This is a genomic window from Micromonospora acroterricola (assembly GCF_003172955.1).
GTDB classification, from domain to species: Bacteria; Actinomycetota; Actinomycetes; order Mycobacteriales; family Micromonosporaceae; genus Micromonospora; species Micromonospora acroterricola.
In genome coordinates, this window is the sequence record NZ_QGKR01000182.1 from 57,229 (window position 1) to 78,106 (window position 20,878).

Consider the following 20,878-nt stretch of genomic DNA (forward strand, 5'->3'; position numbering starts at 1 on the left):
TGAGCGTCCGGAGGGATTGACGTACCAACCTGAGCTGATCAGCCAGGACGAGGAGCGGTCGTTGCTGGGCGTGCTGGCCGGGATCGACTTCCACGAGGTGCGGATGCACGGGCAGGTCGCCCGGCGAACCGTCCGGCATTTCGGCTACGACTACGACTACGGCTCGTTCCAGTTGACCGAGGCGGAGGCGCTACCGGCGGAGCTGCACGAGGTCCGCCGGCGGTGCGCCGAGATCGCGGGCGTCGCGGAGGCGAGCTTCGCGCAGGCGCTGGTCACCCGATACCCGCCCGGCTCCGTCATCGGCTGGCACCGGGACGCGCCGGCGTTCGGGCCGACCGTGGCCGGTCTCTCCCTCGGCGCCGCCTGTCTGTTGCGCTTTCGGCGGGGAGACGCGGAAGACCGCCGGGTGTACGAGGTGGAGCTGCTGCCCCGTTCGGCGTACGTCCTGGCCGGCGCCGTCCGGTCGAGTTGGCAGCACAGCATCCCGCCGGTTCCGGACCTGCGGTACTCGGTCACCTTTCGACAACTGCGCCGGTCACGACCCGGGTCGTCCTGAATTGGCGCTGACAGCCCAATCAGGGGCAGGCCCGCACCGGATGACGCCTGCCGTCAACCGCGCCGGATGGCGCCGGGCCCGGCGGTGATGTCGATCTCCCCATCGCCGACCTCGTGGCCGGCACCGCAGCGCAGCACGGCATGGACCGGGTGGCCACAGTCACGGTGAGTGGCGAGCACGGAGGGACCGGCGTCGTCAGCGGCCCAGGTGTCGCCCCAGTTGCGCAGCGCGGTGATGACGGGCAACAGCTCACGGCCCTTGCGGGTGAGCTGGTACTCGTGGCGGGTGCGCTGCCCCGGCTCCCGGTAGGGGATCCGTTCGAGCACACCGGCGGTGACCAGGTCCTTGAGCCGCGCCGCCATGGCCGGCTCGCCGACCCCGACCCGGCGGACGAAGTCGTCGAACCGGCGCGTTCCCAACAGGGCTTCGCGCATGATCAGGATCGTCGACCTGCTGCCCACGATGTCCATCGCTCGGGCGATGGAGCAGTTCACACCCGACCAGGAGTCGCGGTCGTCCAGAAAGTCACCCATGGTTACCAGCGTACGGGCTGACTTGCGCGGTAGCTAGTCAGGTGCTTCACTGGGGAGCGGCTGACTTCATGCGACGAAAGTCAGCTATCGGAGCCCGCGACCGATGCCATCCGCCTCTCCGCCCGCCGCCGGCGCTGGATCCGCCGGTGCCCGCGCGGATCGACCCCTAGGAAGCCCCGTGACCGACCAGCGCACCACGGCCCCGACCGCGCCGGCACACACGCCGCACGCGAACGCACCCGGGCCGGCCACCACCGCGCGCTCATCCCTGCGTGGCTCGCGCGCCGTGACTCTGATCGCCATGTGCCTGGGCGCGATGATCACGTTCCTTCAGATCACCGCGACGGTCTCCGCCCTGACCACCATCCAGCGAGACCTGCGTGTCGACCCGACCACCCTCATCTGGATTCCCAGCGCCTACACCCTGGTGGTGGCGAGCCTGGTCCTGTCGGCGGCCACGCTGGGCAACCGGTACGGACGCAAGCGCATGTTCGGCGCAGGCGTCATCGCCATGATCGTTGGTGGCGCCGTCGTGGCCGGCGCGCCCACCGTGGCCTGGGTGATCGTCGGTCAGCTGCTCGCCGGCCTCGGCGGGGCCCTGATCCTGCCGAACAGCCTGGCGATCCTCGGCGCGACCTTCACCGATCCGCACCGACGCACCGAGGTCATCACCGCCTGGTCGGCCGCCTCCGGCATCGGCCTCGCGGTCGGCCCGCTCATCGCCGGCGCCCTGCTGCGCCACCACCAGTGGCACAGCGTCTACGTGTCGACGATCGTGCTGGGCGTGGTCACCCTCGCCATCGCCGCGATCGGGGTGGTCGAGTCCCGGCCGAGCGCCGGCCGACTCGACGTGCCCGGCCTGCTCCTCGGGACCATCGCCATCGCCGCCGCCGTCTACGCCCTGATCCAGGGCGGCCGGGACGGCTACACCAGCCCGGCGGTCGCCACGACCTGGATCGTCTCCGCCGCCGCGCTGGTCGGGTTCGTGCTGGTCGAGCTGCGCACCAGCGCACCGATGCTCGACGTGCGGCTGTTCCGGTCCGCGTCGTTCAGCGCCGTCATGGTCGTCGCCGCGGTGTCCCTGTTCGGCTTCACCGGCGTGGCGATCCTGCTGGTCCTGTTCCACGAACGTGCCCAGGCGCTCAGCCCGCTCGACACGGGCTGGCGGATGTTGGTGCTCTTCGGTGTCTACGTGGTCGTCGCCTTCGCCGCCGGGCGAATGATCCGCCGTACCGGGTTCAAGGCGCCCCTCGCCGCCGGTCTCGTCCTCGGTGCCCTGGCCAGCTTCGGTCTGGCCGCGCAGGGCCCGGCCACCCCGATCGGCCACCGCTGGCCGTTGCTCGCGCTGTTCGGTGCCGCCAGCGCCCTGGTGGTGGCCCCGGCGACCGCGGCGGCCCTGGCCAGCGTCGCGCCCGCCCAGGCCGGCATGGCCTCCGGCGCGGTCAATGCCGCACGCCAGCTCGGCTCGGTGCTCGGCTCGTCCCTGCTGGGCACGCTGCTCACCACCACGATGCTGGCCGACCTGCCCGACCGGCTCGCCGCCCACCAGGTGGGCGAGCCCACCCGTACCGCCGTGCAGTCGGCGGTGGTCGCCGGCGCCACCGGCGACCAGCCGCTGCCCGACCCGGTGCGGTCGGCGCTCGCCGAGGCCCTGACCGCCGGTGTCCAGGCCGGCCTACGGGTCAACGGCCTCGTGTTCCTCGCCACCGCCGTCCTCGCGCTCGTCCTGGTCCGCAACCGGCCGCACCAGCCCTAGCGGGACGTGCTGCCGTGCGGCCCCGCCTTACGCGCCGATCGTGTCGAGGTCCGCGATCGCGTCGGCAGTTGATTGCCGCCAGCGCGGGGGACGACCGCCCGGACAGCGGGCGCGCCGCCGATCCGCGCGCCTCCACCCGCTGGAGTGAACCGGCCGGCTACGCCTCCGACGACCCGTCCGGGTGGTGCTGGTGGGGGACCGCCCGCGTGGGGATGTGCTCGTAGCGCCTGCGCATGGTCTCGCTGGCGGCCGGGCCCGCGGCGAAGACGAAGTCGCTGTCGTCGAGGGGCCGGCCGGTGCTCCGGTCGACGATGACCGGATCCGCCTCCACGCCGGTGTTCCGGTCGACCAGGATCATGCTGCGTTCGCTGGGGTCCAGACGGGAGTTTCCCCAGGCGGCGAGGGCGACGACGACGGGGCGCAGGCTGCGGCCGAGGTCGGTGAGGACGTACTCGTAGCGGTCCGGCCTGGTCTGGTAGCGGCGTCGTTCGAGCAGCCCCTGGCTGGTGAGCGTCTTCAGCCGGCTGGTCAGGATGCTGGAGGAAACGCCCAGGTTGGCCTGGAACTGGTCGAACCGGGTGTACCCGTCGAAAGCGTCATGCAAGATCAGGAGTGTCCACCACTCGCCGACGTAGCCCAGCGCGCTGGAGAGCGGGCATTCGCGGTCCTCCAGGCGGATCTTCCCTGCCACTGATGTGCCTCTCCGGAGTCGGTGCTAGTGTCGAAGTCAGTAGGTTCTGTTTCAGAAGCAACTATACGGCGTCGCGACGACGCCTGCTTCGCGCTGCGCAGACAGGGGTGACCAATGTCCGAAGAGGTGTCCGCCCGGGACTCACTGCACGGCCGACGCGCGCTGGTGACCGGGGGTACGAAGGGCGCCGGCGCCGCGATCGCAGCCCGGCTACGCGAGGTCGGGGCCGACGTGTGGGTCAGCGCCCGCAGCGCGCCCGACGGGGCGGAGTTCGCCGACCGGTTCATCGCCGCCGACACGTCGAGCGTCGACGGCGCCGAGGTGGTGGCGGAGCGCCTGCTCGGGGTGGGCGGCGTCGACATCCTCGTACACGTCGTCGGCGGGTCGCACGCCCCGGCCGGTGGCTTCGCCGCGCTGACCGAGCAGCACTGGATGGAGGAGTTGAACCTCAACCTCCTCGGCGCGGTGCGGCTCGACCGGCGTCTCGTACCGCCCATGCTCCAGAAGCGCTCGGGCGCGATCGTGCACGTCTCCTCGATCCAGCGTCGCAAGCCCCTGTACGAGGCCACCCTCGGGTACGCGGCCGCCAAGGCGGCGCTGACCGCGTACAGCAAGGGCCTGGCCAACGAGGTCGCGCCGCACGGCGTCCGGGTCAACAGCGTCGCGCCCGGCTTCATCCAGACCACCGCCGCCGACGCGCTGGTCGAGCGCCTCGCCGCCGGGCAGGGCGTCGACCGGGACGTCGCCCTGGGACAGTTGATGGACTCCCTGGGCGGGATCCCGCTGGGTCGCCCGGCGCAACCGGCCGAGGTGGCCGACCTGGTGGCCTTCCTGGTCTCCGACCGCGCCTCGGCCATCGTCGGCGCGGAGCACGTCATCGACGGCGGCACCATCCCGACCGTCTGACCCCGACACGACCGCCCCATCGGGAGAGGACACCGACCATGACCGCCAAGCCCGCCACCCCGGCCATCATCCGCCGCTACTTCGAGCTCGCCGCCCAACCGGACCAGGAGGACTACTTCGCCCTCTTCGCCGACGACGCCGTCGTCGAGGACGAGTCGACCGAGTACCGCGGCATCGAGGCCATCCGCCGCTGGCGCCGCGAGGTGCCACTGGTGTCGTACGAGATCACGGACGTCGAGGACACCCCCGCCGGCACCATCGTGACCACGACGATCACCGGCGACTTTCCCGGCAGCCCCTTCGCCGGGCTCCGCTACCGCTTCAGCGACTACGACGACACCCGGATCCGCGCGCTCAGAATCGCACCATGACGGGCGCCTGACGGTCGGTGTTGTGAGTGCTGCGGGTGCAGCTTCCAGGGTGTGGGCGTACGGTGGACGTGTCGCCCGGGACCGGTGGCCGCCAGACGCCGTCGCCACCAGCCCACGAGGGGCGTTTAACGATCGTCATCCCCATCGCTGCGACGTGCTGGTCGTGTTGGTTGAACGCCGACCATGTCCCGGCCGTCGGAATCACCGGTCACCGCAGGTTCGGGTTCGGCGCGATGGCCGGTGGTGGGTTCCGACCCGTTCGCACCGCCGTCCGCGAGCCGGACGGCTCAACCAGGGAGCACCAGATGAGGATCGCCAGGAACAGGATCGTCAGCGCACTTCGTGACCGGGGCCAGCAGGCCAGGGCCGACTGGGTCGAGCGCGAGCTGCCGGAGCTGGTGGACCCCGCCAAGCACTCCGGCCTGCTCGCCACTCTGCATCTCGACCCGGCTGACCTCGCCGACGCGCCCACTCCCTGAGGGTGGCGCTGCTCCGACCCGGGAAGGCAGCTCACCTGACGCCGGTTGTGCCACGGCCCACCAGCCGGGCCGGGTTGGCGGAGGTGGTCCTCGGCCGAGGCCGACAATCGGCCTGATACCTCGCAGGCATATTCATGCCTCACAGGTATCGCGACAACGACCGGAACAAGCTCGGTCCCCGGGACCGGTCAGTCGGTGAGGCGGGAGCGGAGCCTCGCGGTGCGGGAGCCCACCACCGTTCCCGCGTCCAGGCCCAAGCCCTCGATGGCCACCAGCGCGGTGAAGGCCGCCGTGCCTGCGCGGTGGGGCGTGGGGAGATGGAGGTCGGTGCCGCGTCGGGCGCGTTACGGGATGATCGCGTCGACGTAGCCGCCGTCGACGCGGACCGCGGCGCCGGTCGTCGCGGAGGCGAGCGGTGACGCGAGGTAGGTGACCATGTTGGCGATCTCCTCGGGCTCGATCAGCCGCTGAAGCAGGGACTGCGGCCGGTGCAGCCGCATGAACTCCCGCTGCGCCTCATCCCAGGGCAGACTGTCACCGACCAGTTCGGCGACGAAGTCCTCGACACCCCCGGTGTGGGTCGGCCCGGCGAGCACCGAGTTCACGGTCACGCCGGTGCCGGCGGCGGCCTTCGCGAACCCGCGTGAGACACCGAGCAGGGCCGTCTTGGTGACGCCGTAGTGGATCATCTCGGACGGGATGACGACGGCCGAGTCGCTGCCGATGAACTGCACCCGACCCCAGCCGCGTTCCATCATGGCGGGCAGGTGGGCGCGGGTCAGCCGGACGCCGGCCAGGACGTTCACCTCGAAGTAGCGACGCCACTCGTCATCCGAGATCTCCAGCGCCGGGTTGGGGCCGAAGACGCCCAGGTTGTTGACCAGGATGTCGACGGTGGGCAGCAGGCCGAGAGCACGGGCCGCGCCCTCGTCGGTGGTCACGTCGGCATCGACCTCGCCCACGTCGGCGCCGGGCACCTCGCTCCGCAGCGTCGCCGCCGCCCGCTGGACGCCGGCGGCGGTACGGCCGTTGACCGCCACCCGGGCCCCGGCGCGGGCGAGCCCGGTGGCGATGGCGGCACCGATCCCCTGGGTCGAACCGGTGACCAGCGCGGTCCTGCCGGCGAGATCGATGTGCACGGTCATGGGTGTCCTGTTCATGCTCAGGGACCACCCGGATCGGGGGCCGCTTCGGCAACCTCGACCGTAACGGTGCCGGCCGGATCCGGCAGCACCTTCGCCGCGCCACCGAGCGGATGGGGGCGCTAGGCTGTCGACGCGGGGTATCGCAGGCAATCGCCCGCCCCGCCCATCCGCCACCCACGGTTCGTCGCTGCCGGTCACCGGATTCAGCGCTGCCGTGCACATCCTTGGAGCACATCGTGCCCGATCTGACGTCCGCCCTGAATCCCTTCGCCGCCGAGGGGGACAGGGCCACCGACGACGACCGCGGACCGACCGCGGACGTCAGCGCGGCCAGCATGACCCGCCTGCGCACCCCGTTCGCGTCCGCGGACGACGACCACGAGACGGCTGACCAGACCGCCAGCCACTAACCCTCATACCGTGGAAGAAATCCGTAATCCGCGCCGCTGCCGACGGTCTCCGATCAAGAGGCCCTCAGCGCACCCGGCGCGAGCGCCCAGCGGATGACCCACGAGGAGTGAGACCCATGTCGTCAGCCGGTCGGGAGGTGCCCGACACCGGGTTGGTGGTAGCGGCCCGACAGGGCGACCAGCGCGCGCTCAACGACGTCGTGGCAGGCTCGCTCCCGCTGGTCTACAACATCGTCGGGCGGGCGCTGCGCGGTCACGCCGACGTCGACGACGTGGTTCAGGAGACATTGGTACGGGTGATCCGGTACCTGCCGGCGCTCAACGACCCGTCGGCGTTCCGGTCCTGGCTGGTGGCGATCACCATCCGTCAGGTGCGCGACTGGGAACAGAGGCGCCGCATCGCCCTCAGCCGTGACGCCGGTCTGGACGCGATCCACAACGTGCCCGACCCCGCGTCCGACTTCGCGGGGATGACCATCCTCCGGCTCGGCCTCACCGACCAACGACGCGAGGTGGCCGAGGCGACCCGGTGGCTCGACCCGGACGACCAGGAACTGCTCTCGCTCTGGTGGCTGGAGGAGACCGGCGCGCTCGCGCGGACCGAGGTCGCCGACGCGCTCGGGCTGTCCCCCGGGCACGTCGCGGTGCGCATCCACCGGATGAAGGAGCAGATCCAGAGCGCCCGGAGCATCGTCCGCGCGCTGCGGGCCAGCCCCGGTTGCCCGGACCTGCGTGCTGCGGCCACCGGGTGGGACGGCACTCCCGGTCCACTGTGGCGTAAGCGGCTGGCCCGGCACGTCCGGGACTGCGCGGCATGCGGACGCCTGGGTCCCAGTCTGGTGCCGATCGACCGACTGCTCGCCGGCCTGCCGCTGCTGCCGTTGCCGCCCAGCCTCAGCGCGTACGTCCCGGGCGTGGCCCCGCCTCCGGCCGATCCGGTGGCCACCGGATCCCACACTCCGGACCCGTCCGCCGGGCACGCCGGCACGACCCCGGTCGCAGGGGCGCCCACCGGGGCCGACCCGGGACCCGGCCTTGTCGACTTGGCGGTGAACCGGCCCCGCGGCCTGCTGCCCGCGCTGGCCGTCGGCGTCGCGGCCGTCGTCATCGCCATCACGGCGCTGGTGGTGGTACGGCCGGATGACGCACCGGCGCCCTCGTGGGCCGCCCCGCCGTCTCCGACACCCAGCGCCGTCCCCTCCCCGAGCAGGGCGCCCTCGCCGAGCGCACGGCCGTCGTCGAAGGCGCCGGCCGCGCCGGCGGTCAGCTCCCCGAGGAAGGGCGTCGGGGTGTGGGACTTCGCCGGCGCCAGCCAGGCGCTGGCGAACTCGACAGCCGGCTGGTACTACACGTGGGGCACCCAGCACGCGGGGATCAGCACCCCGCGCGGCGCCACCTTCGTACCGATGATCCGTGGCGCGGAGAACGTCACCCCCGCCGAGCTGGCCCGGGCCAGGGCGGCCGGGCCGTACCTGCTCACGTTCAACGAGCCGGACCTGCCCGAGCAGTCGAACATGACCGTCGAGCGGGCCCTGGACCTGTGGCCGCAGCTGATGGCGACCGGCAGCAAACTGGGCAGCCCGGCGGTCGCCTGGGGAGGCGCGGACGCGCAGGGTTGGCTGGACCGCTTCATGGCCGGCGCCGAGTCCCGTGGCCATCGGGTCGACTTCATCACCCTGCACTGGTTCGGCGCCGACTTCACCACGGGCACCGCGGTCAACCAGCTCAAGCAGTACCTGCAGGCCGTCTACCAGCGGTACCGGAAGCCGATCTGGCTGACCGAGTTCGCGCTGATCCGCTTCGACGGCGGCCGCCAGCAGTTCCCCAGCGAGGAGCAGCAGGCGGCCTTCCTCACCGCGGCCACCACCATGCTGGGCCAACTCTCCTACGTGCAGCGCTACGCCTGGTTCGGCCTGCCCGCCACGGACAAGGACCGGTCCGGGCTCTTCCGCGGAGGCACGGAGGCGACGCTGGTCGGACGCGCCTTCCAGGCCGCCCGCTGAGCACACACGGCGCGCGGCGGTTGTTCGCCGCCGACCGCGGTCGGCGGTCAGGCGGCCGTCGGGTGGTCCGACTCGAACCGGGCGCGCGTCAGGAACGCGAGTTGGGCGCGCTTGTCCGGCATCTCGATCTCGGGCCCGAAGGTGAAGCCCTCGACCTTCAGCCGGCGTAGCGCGGGCTCGTTGCGGACGTCCGGCTCGACGACGATCCGCTGGGCGCCCGGGTCACGGAACAGGAAGCGGGCGAGGGCCGGGCCGACCGCGGTGGTGAGGCTGTGGGCGAGGCGCCGGTCGGGACTGAGCAGCAGGTGCATCCCGACGTCGCCGGGTTGGACGGCGTAGCGCTCGCCGACCGGGTCCGCCTCGGGCTGGTAGGTCTGGAAGAGGCCGACCGGCTCCGAGTCGATCATGATGAGGTACGCGTGGTGCGTCGGCAGGCTGTCGACGAAGGCGTAGATCTCCCGTACCTGCTCCACCGTGTGGGACCCCATGCCCCAGAACGAGTTGCGCGGCCGGGTGACCCAGTCGTGCAGGAGTGCGGTGTGGCGGTCGGGTTCCACGGTGACCAGCGACATCTCGCCGAGGCCCGGGATCTTCTCCTGATATGTCATGTCGCGCTGTCCTTTGTCGAGGGGCGATGGCTGCGCGACAAGTGCGGCCGTCGGCCTCCGACCGGCCGACAGCCCGCGCGTCGCGATCGGCGTGACTCGCCGGAGCACAGTGCGAAGCGAGGAGGACACGTGTTCCGTGCGGTGCCAAGTTAGGTTACCCTTCCCTAACGAAGGCCGACCTTACCTGGAGGGGTGCGTGAAACGGAACTGGGAGGCCCTGGTCCTCAAGGCCATGGGAGGCCGGGACTTTCGGTTGACCGTGCTGGGCACCGAGTCGGTCGACGGGCACTACCAGCGACTGCTCCTGGACGGGGGCGGGCTGCTGGAGGCCTGCGAGGTCCACCCCACGATGTGGATCCGGCTCTGGTTCGACAACGACGGTCGGGCGCACCAGAGGGCGTACACGTTGGTCGATCCCGACCCGGCCACCGGCCGGTTCAGCCTCGAGTTCGCCATCCACGACGGCTGCGCCGCCCGCTGGGCCACCACGGCGCGGGTCGGCGACAGCATCGGCGCCACCGTTCAGGGCAGCGCGTTCCAGCTGCCCGACCCCGCGCCCGAGCACCTCTACCTCGTCGGCGACGCGGCGTCCCTGCCGGCCGTGAACAGCCTGCTCGACGCCGGCGCCGACATCCCGGCGACGGTCTGGCTGGAGTACGCCCACGAGGGCGAGAAGGCGCTCGCGCCGCGGGCCCGCGCGCACCACGACGTCACCTGGGTGCCCCGGCGGGACGCCGGTCAGCACCTGGTCGACCTGGTCTGCGCCGCCCTCCCGGCCAGCGACGCGGCCCACTACTGGGTGGCGTGCGAGGCGGCCAGCACCCGCAGCATCGTCCGGCACATCCGGCGCGGCCTCGGCGTCGACAAGGGGAGGCTCAGCTCCCTCGCCTACTGGAAAGCGGCATGACGGGCCGACTCGGCACGCTCACCGCGCTGTACGTCACCCAGCACCTCGGCCTCGCGCACCAGCGGCGGTTCCCCCGCGCATCCCGAGCGGGAGCGGCCCCGGAGCGCACACCGGACGGTGTGAAGGCAGTGGCGTGACGTCCGGTGCCCGGCGGGGGGCGGCCGTCGAGAAGCCGGAGGCCGGCCGGCCGGCGGTGCGGAACGGGGCCGTGACGGCGGCGCCGGCCCGACTGCCCCAACGGTGGCTCATCCTGGCCGTGCTCTGCGTCGCGCAGCTCGTCGTGGTGCTGGACAACACGGTGCTGACCGTGGCGGTGCCGGTGCTCACGACCGAGCTGAGCGCCAGCACCGCCGACGTGCAATGGATGATCAACGCGTACGCGCTGGTGCTGTCCGGACTGCTGCTCACCGCCGGCAGCGCCGCCGACCGGTACGGGCGCCGCCGGATGCTGCTCGCCGGGCTGGTCCTGTTCGGGCTCGGCTCGCTGGCCGCGGGTCTCGCCAGCACCAGCGGACAGTTGATCGCCGCCCGGGCGGGTATGGGGGTGGGTGGGGCACTGCTGGTCACCGCCACCCTCGCGGTCGCGATGCAGGTCTTCGACGGCGCCGAGCGGTCCCGGGCCATCGGTATCTGGGCCGCCACCAGCGCCTTGGGCTTCGCCGTCGGACCACCGATCGGCGGCACCATCCTCGCCCACCTGCCGTGGGGCGCCATCTTCCTGATGAACGTCCCGATCGTGCTGGTCTGTCTGCTGGCCGGCCGCGCGCTGATACCCGAGTCCCGCGATCCGGCCGGTGGTCGCCTCGACGTGGTCGGCGCGGCGCTCTCGACCGGCGGGCTGACCGCGGTCGTCTGGTCGATCATCTCCGGCCCGGAGCGGGGATGGGCGTCGGTCGAGGTCCTCGGCGTGGCAGCCGTCGGCGTGCTCCTGCTCGGGCTCTTCGTCGGCTGGGAGCGGCGGACCCCGCATCCGATGCTGGACATGCACTTCTTCCGGGACCGGCGCTTCGTCGGCGCGATCTCCGGGGTCGTCCTGATCACGTTCGGCGCCACCGGCGCGCTGTTCCTGCTCACCCAGCACCTGCAGTTCGTCCGCGGCTATCCGGCCTGGGAGGCGGGCCTGCGCATGGCGCCGTTCGCTCTGTCCATCGTGCTGCTCAACGTCAGCGGCGTCGCCGCGACCCTGATCCGCCGACTCGGCCTGGCGGCCGCCATCGCCGTCGGAATGACGCTGCTGGCGGGTGGTCTGGCCGTGGTCACCCTCGTCCCCTCCGACGGCTACGGGGTGCTGCTGGGCGGACTGCTGATCATGGGTGTCGGCTGCGCCCTGGCCAACCCGGCGATCGTCGAGGCGGTGATGAGCGCGATACCGGCGGAGAAGGCCGGTGCCGGCGCCGGCGTCGACGGCACCATGACCGAGGTCGGCAGCAGCCTCGGCATCGCCGTGCTGGGCGCGGTGCTGAACGCCCGGTTCGCCGCCCTGCTGCCCGCCGCCCTGGCCGGCGCCGGTTCGTTTCCCGCAGCTCTCGCGGCTGCCCGTGAAGGGACGGAACGCGAGGCCGTGACCGACGCCTTCGCCTCGGCGCTGGAGACCGGCCAGACGGTGGGCGCGATCGCCGTCCTGCTCGGCGGCCTGGTCGCCGCCGGGCTGCTGCACCGGGCGCAGCGCTCGGATCAGCGTGGCGGCGAGCGGGACGTGCCGACTGGAGCAGCGGCCGACGGCGGCTAGTCGAAACGCCGGCATACCCCGCATACCCTGACAATAAGGATAGGCTATCCTAATCGGGACGACGGTCCAGTGACGGAGGTGGTATGCGGCTGTACATCACCGCGCTCAACCCCACCGACGCCGTCCTCGACGGGTTCCTCCCCGCGGCAGCCTCGCTCGGGCTGCCGGTCACCGTGCTGACCGACCAGCCCGAGAGGTGGCCGGCCGGCGCGCCGGTGACACGGTGCGCGAGCCGGGACGCGGCAGCGGTGGTCGCGGCGACAGCGCCCGACCGGCCGGCGGCGCTGCTGTCCAACAGCGACCACCTCCAGGAGGTGACCGCGATCGCCGCCCGCAAGCTCGGCCTGCCCGGCAAGGATCCGGACGCGGCCCGTGTCTGCAAGGACAAGGCCGCGACCCGCCGGGCGGTCACGACCGCCGGGCTCGACGTGGTCCGCACCGTCACCGTCGACCCCGGCGCTCCGGCCGCCGTGCCGGACGAGATGTTCCCGGCGGTGGTCAAGCCCCGCGAGGGGGTGGCCAGCGAGGACGCCTACCTGGTGGCCGACCGGCGGGAGCTGACCGCCCGGGTGACCGAGATCCGGGACCGGCGACCGGACGTGGCACTGGTGGTCGAGGAGTACCTCGCCGGGGAGCTGCGGACGTACGACACCCTCGGCGACGGCGCGACGCTGGCCGTTCTCGGCGGCTGGCGTACCCACCTCGGGCCGCCACCGACCTTCATCGAGGAGAGCCTCGACTGGTCGCCCCCCGACGAGCCGACCAGCGCCCAGCTACGGGCACGACTCGACGCGCTCGGGGTCGGCTTCGGCGCCTGCCACACCGAGTACGTCGTCCAGGACGGCCGGGTCCGGCTGATCGAGGTGAACTACCGTCTCATCGGCGACCGGATGGACCTGATCCTCGCCGACCTACTCGGCGTGCCCCTGTTCGAGTACGTCATCCGGCTGCACCTCGGCGAGCCGCTGGCCGCCCTCGACCTGCCGGCCGTCGTCGACCGGTACGCTCGGGTCGAGTACGTCTGCGCAGACCGCTCCGGTCGGCTCGCCGCCGCACCAGGCCGACTCGACACGGTCCACGACGACGTCCGGCTGGGCTGCCGGCCTCTCCGCGAGGTGGGCCGCGTCGCCGAGCGCACCGGCACCAACCGTGACTACCTGGCCGTGCTGCACGGGATCGGTGTCGACCGGGACACGGTCCGGGAGTCGCTGACCGCCTTCCGCCGCGACCTCCAGTGGACGATCGCCGAGTGAGCGACGACTGCGAGCGGGAGGTGTTCGGCCGGGTGCTCGACGCCCTGCTGCGCGAGGACCACCTCGGTCTGCTCAGCCGGGGGCGACTGGCCGCCCCCGACCGGTGGGAGGTCCCGCACGCCGCCGGGCTGCTACGGATACCGGTGCGCGCCGACGGCTTCCAGCAGTCCCTGCGCAGCGCCGCACCGGTGGTGCACGTCGTCGTCGACGGGGGCACGCGCCGAACGGACACAGTGGACGGCCTGCTGACGTTGCTCGCGCCGTACGGCGACCCCGAGGCCGAGGCCGGCTGGCGGAACTTCCGCGCCGAGTGTCGAGCCGACCTGCGGGCCCGCCGGCTCGCCGCCCGCGCCCGGCCACGGGTGTTCGCCGCGGTGGCCGCGGAACGCGCGACCACCCCGAGCGGCATGCCGGCCGCGCTCCTGGACGACGTGCTCGCCGCGCACCAGGGCCACCCGGTCTATCCCACCGACCGCTGCCGGCACGGCCTCAGCGACGACGACCTGCTGCGGTACGCGCCCGAGCACGCGCCCCGCTTCCCGCTGCGCTGGTACGCCGTGCCCGCCGAGGAGGTGCGCCGCACCGGGGACCTCCCTTCCTGGTGGCCCCGGGCGGAGCACCCGGATCACCTGCTGATGCCGGCGCATCCGCTCACCTCGGCACGCGACGCGCTGCCGGTGACCGACCTGCCGGTGATCCCCGTCCGGCCCACCCTCTCCATGCGGACGGTGGCGCTGGAGCACGACCCGTACCTGCACCTGAAGGTGCCGCTGCCCACCGCGAGCCTCGGCGCCCGCAACCGGCGGACCCTGCAACCCGGCTCGCTGGCCGACGGTGCGACGGTCGCCGGGTTGCTCGATCGGATCGCCGGCGCGGAACCGGCCTTCGCCGGTCGGATCCGGCATGCCGACGAGGGCACCTACGCGCACGTGGGCGGCGACGAGCGCCCGGGCTTCCTGCTGCGCCGGTTCCCGCGCGATCTGGCCGGCGTCCAGGTGGTGCCGGTCGCCGCCCTCGCCGCACCGGACCCGGTGGCGGGCACCGTCCTCGAACGAATCAGCCCCGGGCGGCCCGAGGCGGTCCTGGAGTCCTACCTGGACCTCTTGCTGGACTGGCACGTCTGCCTCTGGCTACGCCACGGGATCGCCCTCGAGGCGCACCCGCAGAACATCCACCTGCTGGTGCACCCCGGCGGTGCGGTCGGCCTGCTCTACAAGGACAACGACGGCGCCCGACTGGATCTCCGGCATGGCGGCCCCGGTGGGCTGCCGCTGCGTGACGACCGGATGTGGGTACGCGACCCGCAGGAGCTGGCCGACGTGTTCATCACCATCACCCTGCACCTGGCCGCGGCGGCGCCCCTGATCGACCTCGCCGCCCGGGGGCTGGCCGTGCCGTCACCGGCCGCCGCGCTCGCGCCCCGGCTGGCCGCGGCCCGTGACCGGTGGGGCGACGGGCCGGGGGCGCGCTCCTTCACCGAGCGGGTCCTGCGGGTCGCCCACCTACCCATCAAGGCGATGCTCACCTCCGGCACCCTGCTGCCCAAGCAGCGACTGGGCTGCTCCGACATCAACAAGTACTACCGCCGCACCGGCCCGAACTACCTCCGGGAGACACGATGACGAGCGCGCAGCTGCGCTCCCGGCCGGCTGCCGACACCAGCCAGCTCGCCGACCTGGCCGCCGCCCACACCGTCTTCGGCTGCCTGGTGCGCGAGATAGGCCTGCCCGACGGCGACACGACCGTGGTCGACGGTTTCGCGCGTCTGCGACTGCGCCACCTCGGCGTGACGCTGCGCTGCGCCGTCGCGCGAGCCTCGTCGCTCGGCGCGCACCGCTACACCGGGCCGGTGCAGCGGGAGACCGACGGCGGCGGTTGGGAGGGCCTGGACGCCCCCGGACTGGCCGCCCTGGTCGCGGCGGAACTCGCCTCCCGCACCGGCCTGGTGAACGGCGAGTTCGTCGGGCAGGTCCAGGCCAGCCGCGACACGGTGACCCGGCTGCTCGCCGAGCGTCCGGCGCAGGATCCCACGCCCACCGGCGAGCCGGCCATCGACGCGTACGTCGAGTCCGAACAGTCGCTGGTCTTCGGCCACCCGCACCACCCCGCGCCGAAGTGGCGCAGCGGCGACCCGGACGGCTGGCGGGCGTACGCCCCGGAGCTGCGCACCGCGTTCCGGCTGCACTGGCTCGCCGTGCCGGACGACCTCGTCGCCGGCGCCGGGCCGTTCGACCCGCTGATCGCCGCCCTCGACCCGCCGCCACCCCCACCGGGGCACCGGGTGCTGCCGGTGCACCCCTGGCAGGTGGCACTGATCCCACCGGCGGACCCGCGCCTTCGCCATCTCGGTCCGGCCGGCGTTCCGGTACGCCCGACGGCGAGCGTCCGCACCCTCTACGCGCCCGACGCCGACCTGTTCGTGAAGACCAGCCTGCACGTACGGATCACCAACTGTCTCCGCAAGAACGCCCGGTACGAGCTCACCGGGGCGGTCGCCCTGACCGAGCTGCTGGCCCGGGTGCCGATGCCGGCCGGGGTCGGGCTGCTCGCCGAGCCCGCCTACCGCACGGTCGGCATCCGGGGCGCGGACGAGGCGTACGGGACGATCCTGCGCACCGGCCTGCGCCCGCACCTGCGACCCGGGGACACCCCGATGCTGGCGGCGGCGCTGGCCGCCACGCCGCTGGCGCCACCGGATCCGGTGGCCTGGTGGCGCGCGTACGTCGGGCTCCTGGTGCCGGCGGTGCTGCGCTGCTGGCTCCGCCACGGCGTCGTGCACGAGGCACACCTGCAGAACGTGGTCGTGGTGCTCGACCGGGAACGCCACCCGGTACGGATGCTGCTGCGCGACCTGGAGGGGGTGAAGCTGGACACCGGCCGGTGGGCCAGCTGGCCGGACGGTGTTCCGCCGCAGGCCGGCTACGGTCCGCGGGACGCTCGCCGCCGGATCGTCTACTGCCTCTTCGTCAACCACCTGGGCGGCGTCTGCGGCGCGCTCGCCGACGCGCGGCCGGGCATCGAACGGCGGCTGTGGCAGGAGCTGCGTGCCGTCGTCGAGGCGGTGGCCGCCGACCTCGGCGATCCGGCGGAGCTGCGCGCGCTGTTGAGCGGCGAACCCCTGGTGGCCAAGGCGAACCTGCTGGTCCGGTGGCGTCGCGACGCCGACCGGGCCGCGCCGTTCGTGACGGTGCCGAACCCGATGGGCGGACCACGGTGACCCGACCGGTCTACGTCCATGACCTCGACGCGCTCGCCGCGCACGCCCGGTCCATCCGGGCGGGGCTGCCGCAGGGCGTCGAGCTGCTCTATGCCGTCAAGGCGAACCCGGACCCGGGCGTGCTGGGGGCCCTCGCCCCGGTCGTGGACGGGTTCGAGGCCGCCAGCCGTGGTGAGCTGCGCCGGCTGGCCGAGGTGCTGCCGGGTCGGGCGCCGGCCGCGTACGCCGGGCCGGGCAAGACCGACGAGGACCTCGCCGCCGCCCTCGCCGCCGGTGTGCACCGCATCCACGTCGAGTCGCCGGCCGAGCTGCGGCGACTCGGCGGGCTGGCCGTCGCGTCGGGCCGGCCGGCCCGGGTGTTGCTGCGCGTGAACCTGCCGGTGGACGCACCCGGCGCGAGCCTGGTCATGGGCGGCGGGCCCAGCCCGTTCGGGATGGATCCGGCCGACGCGGTGGAGTGCGCCCGCCGCCCGCCCGCCGGCGTCCAGGTGCGCGGGATCCACGCCCACCTGGCCAGCGGGCTGGACGCACCGCTCGCCGGCGCGGTCGCCGCCGCGGTCGTCCGCTGGGCCGTCGCCGAGGTCGGCGCCGCCGAGGTCGACGTCGGCGGGGGAATGGCCGTCGACTACGCCGACCCGGCGGCACGATTCGACTGGGCGAGCTACGGCCGGGAGCTGGGCGGCATCCTCGACGCGTACCCGGGCCTGCGACTGCGCATCGAGCCGGGCCGCTCGGTCACCGCCTACTGCGGGGCCTACCTCACCGAGGTCGTCGACGTGAAGCGCTCCTACGGCGAGTGGTTCGTGGTGGTGGCGGGCGGCACGCACCACCTGCGCACACCGGCGGCGAAGGGCCACCCGCAGCCGTTCACCGTGCACCGGCGCAGGGGCACCCCCGGCCCCCGCACCGACGGAGGGCCGGTCACCGTGGTCGGGCAACTCTGCACCCCGAAGGACGTGCTGTCCCGCTCGGCCACAGCGGGGCCGATCGCCGTGGGAGACGTGGTGGCGTTCGCGATGGCCGGGGCGTACGCCTGGAACATCAGCCACCGCGACTTCCTGCTGCACGAGCCGCCGCTGTTCCGGACCGGCGATCCACGCGAGGTGGCCGCCGACTGGGCGGCCCGACCGCCGCGGCCGTGAGCCGATCGGGCGGTGGATTCAGGGGAGTGTGCGGCGCACCGCTCTCGGGGACCACTCGGCCAGGAGCAGGGTGGCATCGTCCACGGCAGGCCCGTCGTGGTGGGCGGTGACCGCGTGCGCCAGCCGGCGTAGCGTCTCCGGGGCCGGCAGCGCGGAGGCGGCGTGACGTTCGGCATGGTTGATCAGCCGCTCGGTGCCGAACATCTCCCCGTGCGCGTCGCGGGCCTCGGTCACCCCGTCGCTGTAGAGCAACAGCCGGTCGCCCGGCTCCAGCATCTCCTCGCCGACCTGCACGCCCGGATCGTCCAGACCGAGCGGCATGCGGTGGCCGGCGGGCAACTCCCGAACCAACCTGGCGCCGCGCAGCAGCAGCGGCGCGGGATGCCCGGCGTTGATGTAGCGCAGCATCCCGGTGTCCAGGTTCAACTCGGTGAGCACGGCGGTGACGAACCGGGCGTCATCGAACTGTTCGAGCAACGCCGCGTCGGCGGCCCTGGCCTGGTCGTACAGGCCGTGTCCGGCCCGGCGCGCGGCACGGATGGCGATCATGGCGACGGTCAACGCCAGCCCCGCCCGGAGTCCGTGACCGACGGCGTCGAAGACCGTCATCCGGGCGAGGGGACCGTCGACGGCGTAGTCGTAGCCGTCACCGCCGACGTCGTAGCGCGGTTCGAGGATCGCGCTGATGGTGAGCCGTGCGCAGCTCGACGTCAGCGGGGGCAGCATCTGCGTCAGAAGCTCCGCGCTGTTGGACATCGGCCGGGCCCGACGGACCTGGAACAGGAAGTCGCCCTTCGGTGCGGCGACGGTGATCAGGTGCCCGATGAGGCCGGCCATCGTCTCGCAGCGCTGCCGGGTCACCTCGTCGTCCGTGTCGACGCCGCCCGGAAACGCGAACTCCACGACGCCGAGACGGTCCGTGCCGTCGACCATCGGCACCCACCAGCCGGCACCGTCGCTGAGGGGCAGGGTCTGCACCAGGCAGAACACCCGGCCCGGCAGGGTGACGTCCAGCGGTATGGGCTCGGACGCGGGCCGTCCCTCCTGCGGGACGGTGCGTAGGGTGCGCTGCTCCTCGTCGACCAGGTGGATCGTCGTACGGATGCCCAGAGGCGCCACCGCCGCGTCGACCGCCTCGGCGAGCTCACCGGGCTGGAACAGGTGTGAACGGGCGAGAATGTCGGTCAACGCGTCGAGCCACAGCCGGTCGGTCGCACCGCTCATGTCCGTACCTCATGTCTGGGTCGACGATGACCGTGCCGCCGGCCACGGTGCGGTGGCGTCGGGACGGGTGCCACCGTCAGCGGGTGTCGCGCCCTTCCAACATCGGCAGGATCCTGGTCATCGTGAGCACGCGGCGGACGTGGCCGACGGGATTGCTCACGGTGAAGCCGACGTGTGCCGCCGTGGCGTGGCGGTGGGCGTTGACGAAGGTGCTCAGCACCGTGGAGTCGACGAACCTGACCTGCCCCAGCTCGACCTCGACCCGGCTGTGCTGGTCGATCGCGTTGTGCAGGATCTCGCGCAGCCGGGCGGCGCCGGTGATGTCGAGTTCCCCGAACAGGGCCACCACGGCGGTCCCCTCGCTCACGGTCGTCGACGACTGCCACGTCTGGCCCGTGCCCGCGTTCACCGGTCGTCGCCCTTCGGTGCGAGGTGGGCGGTGACCACCGCGGTGAGCCCCTGCGACCCGCTGTCGATCGTCAACCCGTCGGTGAGCTGCTGGGCCAGCCACAACCCGCGGTGCCCGGGGGTGGCCGGGCTCGGAAGCGCGACGAGCACGTCACCGATCCCGGGGCCGTTATCGGTGATCTCGCACGTCACGGACACGCCGTCACCCGTCAGGCGCAGGTGCCCGTTGCCGCCGCCGTGGCGCACGACGTTGGTCACGAGCTCGTGCACGGCCAAGACGAAGTCCTCCAACGTGTCGTCGGTCAGACCGGCTCGCCGGGCGGTAGCGGCGACCGCGTGCCGCAGCCGCGTCACCGCCGCTGCGGCGATCGGCTCCGACAGTAACGTCACCGCGTCCCGTTCACGGCCCGGATCACTCGGATCGGGCCGGGCCAGGTCGCTGTCGCTCACCTGCGCAACGTACACGCCGCAGCTCGCGATGGTTCGCAGGACGCCGGGACGGCCGACGACGCCGGCACCCGAACCGGGTACCGGCGTCGTTCGCTGGCCCGTCAGCGGCGGGCGTCCCGCTTGGCCATCTCCGGTTCGGTGCCCTTGCCGACCCTGCGCAGGGCATCGCGCAGCTGGTCCTCGGTCATCTTGGAGTTGCCCTCGATGCCGGCGTCGTGCGCCTTCTGACGCATGTCGTGCAGTCGCTCCCGGTCACCCATGTCATCCTCCTGTCCGTGCAGCGCGAGGACGGGTCCCCGCGCGGTGCGGACCCGTCGCTTTCCCGGGCGGGCCAGCGCCAAACGAGCGCTCCGCGCCGCTCCGGGGGACGGCGAATCGGGCACGGAGAACGGAACGGCCGACAACGGGGCAGCCAGGTGGTATGTCGCCGTGTGGTCGGATCGCGGTCTCCCGTTCAGCCCGCGTGCTCAGCAGTCGTAGTAGAGGGTGAACTCGTGCGGGGTCGGCCGCAGCAGCGTCGGTTGGACTTCGTTGGTGCGCTTCCACTCGATCCACGTGGAGATCAGGTCCGGGCTGAAGACGCCACCATCGAGCAGGTAGTCGTGATCGTCGGCCAGCGAGTCCAGCGCGTGCCCGAGCGAGCCCGGGACCTGCTTGACGTCGCCCCACTCCTCCGGCGGGAGGTCGTAGAGGTCCTTGTCGATCGGGGTCGGGGGTTCGATCTTGCTTTTGATGCCGTCGAGGCCGGCCATCATCATGGCGGAGAAGGCGAGGTAGACGTTGGCTGACGGGTCGGGGACGCGGAACTCGACGCGCTTGGCCTTGGGGTTGGCGCCGGTGACGGGGATGCGGGTGCAGGCGGAGCGGTTGCGCTGGGAGTAGACCAGGTTGACCGGCGCTTCGAAGCCGGGCACGAGGCGGCGGTAGGAGTTGACCGTCGGGTTGGTGAAGGCCAGCAGCGATGGGGCGTGGTGCAGCAGGCCGCCGATGTACCAGCGGGCGGTGTCGGACAGGCCGGCGTAGCCGGTCTCGTCGTAGAACAGCGGTTCGCCGCCCAGCCAGAGGCTCTGGTGGGTGTGCATGCCGGAGC

The 20,878-nt window shown here is 72.7% G+C and carries 22 protein-coding genes and 1 pseudogene; 14 read left to right on the forward strand and 9 right to left on the reverse strand.

Annotation, left to right across the window (positions count from 1 at the left end):
• Nucleotides 1-16 precede the first annotated feature (16 nt).
• Nucleotides 17-556, forward strand: coding sequence for an alpha-ketoglutarate-dependent dioxygenase AlkB (locus tag DKT68_RS13010; RefSeq protein WP_201749010.1), 540 nt, complete (start codon nucleotides 17-19; stop codon nucleotides 554-556).
• A gap of 53 nt (nucleotides 557-609) precedes the next feature.
• Here the strand turns inward: DKT68_RS13010 and DKT68_RS13015 are convergent, their stop codons facing one another.
• Nucleotides 610-1,089: a winged helix-turn-helix transcriptional regulator gene (locus tag DKT68_RS13015; protein WP_109817673.1), complete on the reverse strand. Its 480-nt coding sequence runs from the start codon at nucleotides 1,087-1,089 to the stop codon at nucleotides 610-612.
• Between the two features lie 178 nt (nucleotides 1,090-1,267).
• Here DKT68_RS13015 and DKT68_RS13020 point away from each other — a divergent pair, with 178 nt between their 5' ends.
• Nucleotides 1,268-2,845 carry an MFS transporter gene (locus DKT68_RS13020; RefSeq protein WP_236646861.1) on the forward strand — a complete coding sequence of 526 codons (1,578 nt, stop codon included), beginning with the start codon at nucleotides 1,268-1,270 and terminating at the stop codon, nucleotides 2,843-2,845.
• A 157-nt stretch (nucleotides 2,846-3,002) separates the two neighbouring features.
• Here DKT68_RS13020 and DKT68_RS13025 read toward each other — a convergent pair whose 3' ends face one another.
• Nucleotides 3,003-3,536, reverse strand: coding sequence for a winged helix-turn-helix transcriptional regulator (locus DKT68_RS13025; RefSeq protein WP_109817675.1), 534 nt, complete (start codon nucleotides 3,534-3,536; stop codon nucleotides 3,003-3,005).
• A 114-nt stretch (nucleotides 3,537-3,650) separates the two neighbouring features.
• On the opposite strand from DKT68_RS13025, the gene DKT68_RS13030 reads away from it, so the two are divergent.
• The 3 genes from DKT68_RS13030 (at nucleotide 3,651) to DKT68_RS31435 (ending at nucleotide 5,292) form a co-directional block, all read left to right on the forward strand.
• Nucleotides 3,651-4,442, forward strand: a complete 792-nt coding sequence (locus DKT68_RS13030; protein WP_109817676.1) for an SDR family oxidoreductase — start codon at nucleotides 3,651-3,653, stop codon at nucleotides 4,440-4,442.
• Nucleotides 4,443-4,480: 38 nt separating this feature from the next.
• The gene (locus DKT68_RS13035) at nucleotides 4,481-4,813 is read left to right on the forward strand and encodes a nuclear transport factor 2 family protein (RefSeq protein WP_109817677.1); all 333 of its coding nucleotides are present in this window, start codon (nucleotides 4,481-4,483) and stop codon (nucleotides 4,811-4,813) included.
• A gap of 305 nt (nucleotides 4,814-5,118) precedes the next feature.
• On the forward strand, nucleotides 5,119-5,292 hold the full coding sequence (locus DKT68_RS31435) for a hypothetical protein (protein WP_201749011.1): 174 nt from the start codon (nucleotides 5,119-5,121) through the stop codon (nucleotides 5,290-5,292).
• Between the two features lie 344 nt (nucleotides 5,293-5,636).
• On the opposite strand, the gene DKT68_RS13045 is transcribed toward DKT68_RS31435, so the two are convergent.
• Nucleotides 5,637-6,452: an SDR family NAD(P)-dependent oxidoreductase gene (locus DKT68_RS13045; protein ID WP_236646862.1), complete on the reverse strand. Its 816-nt coding sequence runs from the start codon at nucleotides 6,450-6,452 to the stop codon at nucleotides 5,637-5,639.
• A gap of 221 nt (nucleotides 6,453-6,673) precedes the next feature.
• Between DKT68_RS13045 and DKT68_RS13050 the strand changes: the two genes are divergently transcribed.
• Together DKT68_RS13050 and DKT68_RS13055 are read left to right on the forward strand one after the other, a co-directional pair.
• Nucleotides 6,674-6,847, forward strand: a complete 174-nt coding sequence (locus DKT68_RS13050; RefSeq protein WP_236646863.1) for a hypothetical protein — start codon at nucleotides 6,674-6,676, stop codon at nucleotides 6,845-6,847.
• Between the two features lie 116 nt (nucleotides 6,848-6,963).
• Nucleotides 6,964-8,850: a sigma-70 family RNA polymerase sigma factor gene (locus DKT68_RS13055; protein WP_109817680.1), complete on the forward strand. Its 1,887-nt coding sequence runs from the start codon at nucleotides 6,964-6,966 to the stop codon at nucleotides 8,848-8,850.
• Between the two features lie 47 nt (nucleotides 8,851-8,897).
• Here DKT68_RS13055 and DKT68_RS13060 read toward each other — a convergent pair whose 3' ends face one another.
• Nucleotides 8,898-9,458 carry a GNAT family N-acetyltransferase gene (locus DKT68_RS13060; protein ID WP_109817681.1) on the reverse strand — a complete coding sequence of 187 codons (561 nt, stop codon included), beginning with the start codon at nucleotides 9,456-9,458 and terminating at the stop codon, nucleotides 8,898-8,900.
• Nucleotides 9,459-9,654: 196 nt separating this feature from the next.
• Between DKT68_RS13060 and DKT68_RS13065 the strand changes: the two genes are divergently transcribed.
• The 7 genes from DKT68_RS13065 to DKT68_RS13090 all read left to right on the forward strand — a co-directional run bounded on the left by DKT68_RS13065 (nucleotide 9,655) and on the right by DKT68_RS13090 (nucleotide 17,706).
• Nucleotides 9,655-10,365: a siderophore-interacting protein gene (locus tag DKT68_RS13065; RefSeq protein WP_109817682.1), complete on the forward strand. Its 711-nt coding sequence runs from the start codon at nucleotides 9,655-9,657 to the stop codon at nucleotides 10,363-10,365.
• Nucleotides 10,362-10,502: a hypothetical protein gene (locus DKT68_RS31170; RefSeq protein WP_161556653.1), complete on the forward strand. Its 141-nt coding sequence runs from the start codon at nucleotides 10,362-10,364 to the stop codon at nucleotides 10,500-10,502. Before DKT68_RS13065 ends, DKT68_RS31170 begins: the two co-directional genes overlap by 4 nt.
• 56 nt (nucleotides 10,503-10,558) lie before the next feature.
• Nucleotides 10,559-12,094, forward strand: coding sequence for an MFS transporter (locus DKT68_RS13070; protein ID WP_109817698.1), 1,536 nt, complete (start codon nucleotides 10,559-10,561; stop codon nucleotides 12,092-12,094).
• Between the two features lie 83 nt (nucleotides 12,095-12,177).
• Entirely contained in the window at nucleotides 12,178-13,347 is a 1,170-nt protein-coding gene (locus DKT68_RS13075; RefSeq protein WP_109817683.1) for an ATP-grasp domain-containing protein, read from the forward strand.
• Complete coding sequence (locus tag DKT68_RS13080) at nucleotides 13,344-14,969, forward strand: IucA/IucC family protein (protein WP_109817684.1); 1,626 nt, start codon at nucleotides 13,344-13,346, stop codon at nucleotides 14,967-14,969. The genes DKT68_RS13075 and DKT68_RS13080 overlap by 4 nt, the downstream gene beginning before the upstream one ends.
• Complete coding sequence (locus DKT68_RS13085; protein WP_109817685.1) at nucleotides 14,966-16,564, forward strand: IucA/IucC family protein; 1,599 nt, start codon at nucleotides 14,966-14,968, stop codon at nucleotides 16,562-16,564. Before DKT68_RS13080 ends, DKT68_RS13085 begins: the two co-directional genes overlap by 4 nt.
• Nucleotides 16,561-17,706 (forward strand): alanine racemase, encoded by a 1,146-nt coding sequence (locus DKT68_RS13090; protein ID WP_109817686.1) that lies wholly within the window; start codon nucleotides 16,561-16,563, stop codon nucleotides 17,704-17,706. The genes DKT68_RS13085 and DKT68_RS13090 overlap by 4 nt, the downstream gene beginning before the upstream one ends.
• An 18-nt stretch (nucleotides 17,707-17,724) precedes the next feature.
• On the opposite strand, the gene DKT68_RS13095 is transcribed toward DKT68_RS13090, so the two are convergent.
• The 5 genes and pseudogenes from DKT68_RS13095 to DKT68_RS13110 all read right to left on the reverse strand — a co-directional run.
• Entirely contained in the window at nucleotides 17,725-18,930 is a 1,206-nt protein-coding gene (locus DKT68_RS13095) for a PP2C family protein-serine/threonine phosphatase (RefSeq protein WP_109817687.1), read from the reverse strand.
• A gap of 76 nt (nucleotides 18,931-19,006) precedes the next feature.
• Nucleotides 19,007-19,297 carry an STAS domain-containing protein gene (locus tag DKT68_RS13100; RefSeq protein WP_161556654.1) on the reverse strand — a complete coding sequence of 97 codons (291 nt, stop codon included), beginning with the start codon at nucleotides 19,295-19,297 and terminating at the stop codon, nucleotides 19,007-19,009.
• Between the two features lie 38 nt (nucleotides 19,298-19,335).
• On the reverse strand, nucleotides 19,336-19,788 hold the full coding sequence (locus DKT68_RS13105; RefSeq protein ID WP_109817689.1) for an ATP-binding protein: 453 nt from the start codon (nucleotides 19,786-19,788) through the stop codon (nucleotides 19,336-19,338).
• 101 nt (nucleotides 19,789-19,889) lie between these two features.
• A complete protein-coding gene (locus tag DKT68_RS31175) occupies nucleotides 19,890-20,048 on the reverse strand; it encodes a hypothetical protein (protein ID WP_161556655.1) in 159 nt (52 codons plus the stop codon).
• 207 nt (nucleotides 20,049-20,255) lie between these two features.
• Nucleotides 20,256-20,878 (reverse strand): annotated as a pseudogene (locus tag DKT68_RS13110) (glutamine synthetase); the annotation flags it as partial.

Bases quoted from the DNA above. Each gene is read 5' to 3' on its own strand.
- DKT68_RS31175 (WP_161556655.1), bottom strand. From the start codon at position 20,048: ATGGGTGACCGGGAGCGACTGCACGACATGCGTCAGAAGGCGCACGAC.
- DKT68_RS13060 (WP_109817681.1), bottom strand. From the start codon at position 9,458: ATGACATATCAGGAGAAGATCCCGGGCCTCGGCGAGATGTCGCTGGTC.
- DKT68_RS13085 (WP_109817685.1), top strand. From the start codon at position 14,966: ATGACGAGCGCGCAGCTGCGCTCCCGGCCGGCTGCCGACACCAGCCAG.
- DKT68_RS31170 (WP_161556653.1), top strand. From the start codon at position 10,362: ATGACGGGCCGACTCGGCACGCTCACCGCGCTGTACGTCACCCAGCAC.
- DKT68_RS13035 (WP_109817677.1), top strand. From the start codon at position 4,481: ATGACCGCCAAGCCCGCCACCCCGGCCATCATCCGCCGCTACTTCGAG.
- DKT68_RS13055 (WP_109817680.1), top strand. From the start codon at position 6,964: ATGTCGTCAGCCGGTCGGGAGGTGCCCGACACCGGGTTGGTGGTAGCG.
- DKT68_RS13015 (WP_109817673.1), bottom strand. From the start codon at position 1,089: ATGGGTGACTTTCTGGACGACCGCGACTCCTGGTCGGGTGTGAACTGC.
- DKT68_RS13045 (WP_236646862.1), bottom strand. From the start codon at position 6,452: ATGAACAGGACACCCATGACCGTGCACATCGATCTCGCCGGCAGGACC.
- DKT68_RS13030 (WP_109817676.1), top strand. From the start codon at position 3,651: ATGTCCGAAGAGGTGTCCGCCCGGGACTCACTGCACGGCCGACGCGCG.
- DKT68_RS31435 (WP_201749011.1), top strand. From the start codon at position 5,119: ATGAGGATCGCCAGGAACAGGATCGTCAGCGCACTTCGTGACCGGGGC.
- DKT68_RS13095 (WP_109817687.1), bottom strand. From the start codon at position 18,930: ATGAGCGGTGCGACCGACCGGCTGTGGCTCGACGCGTTGACCGACATT.
- DKT68_RS13075 (WP_109817683.1), top strand. From the start codon at position 12,178: ATGCGGCTGTACATCACCGCGCTCAACCCCACCGACGCCGTCCTCGAC.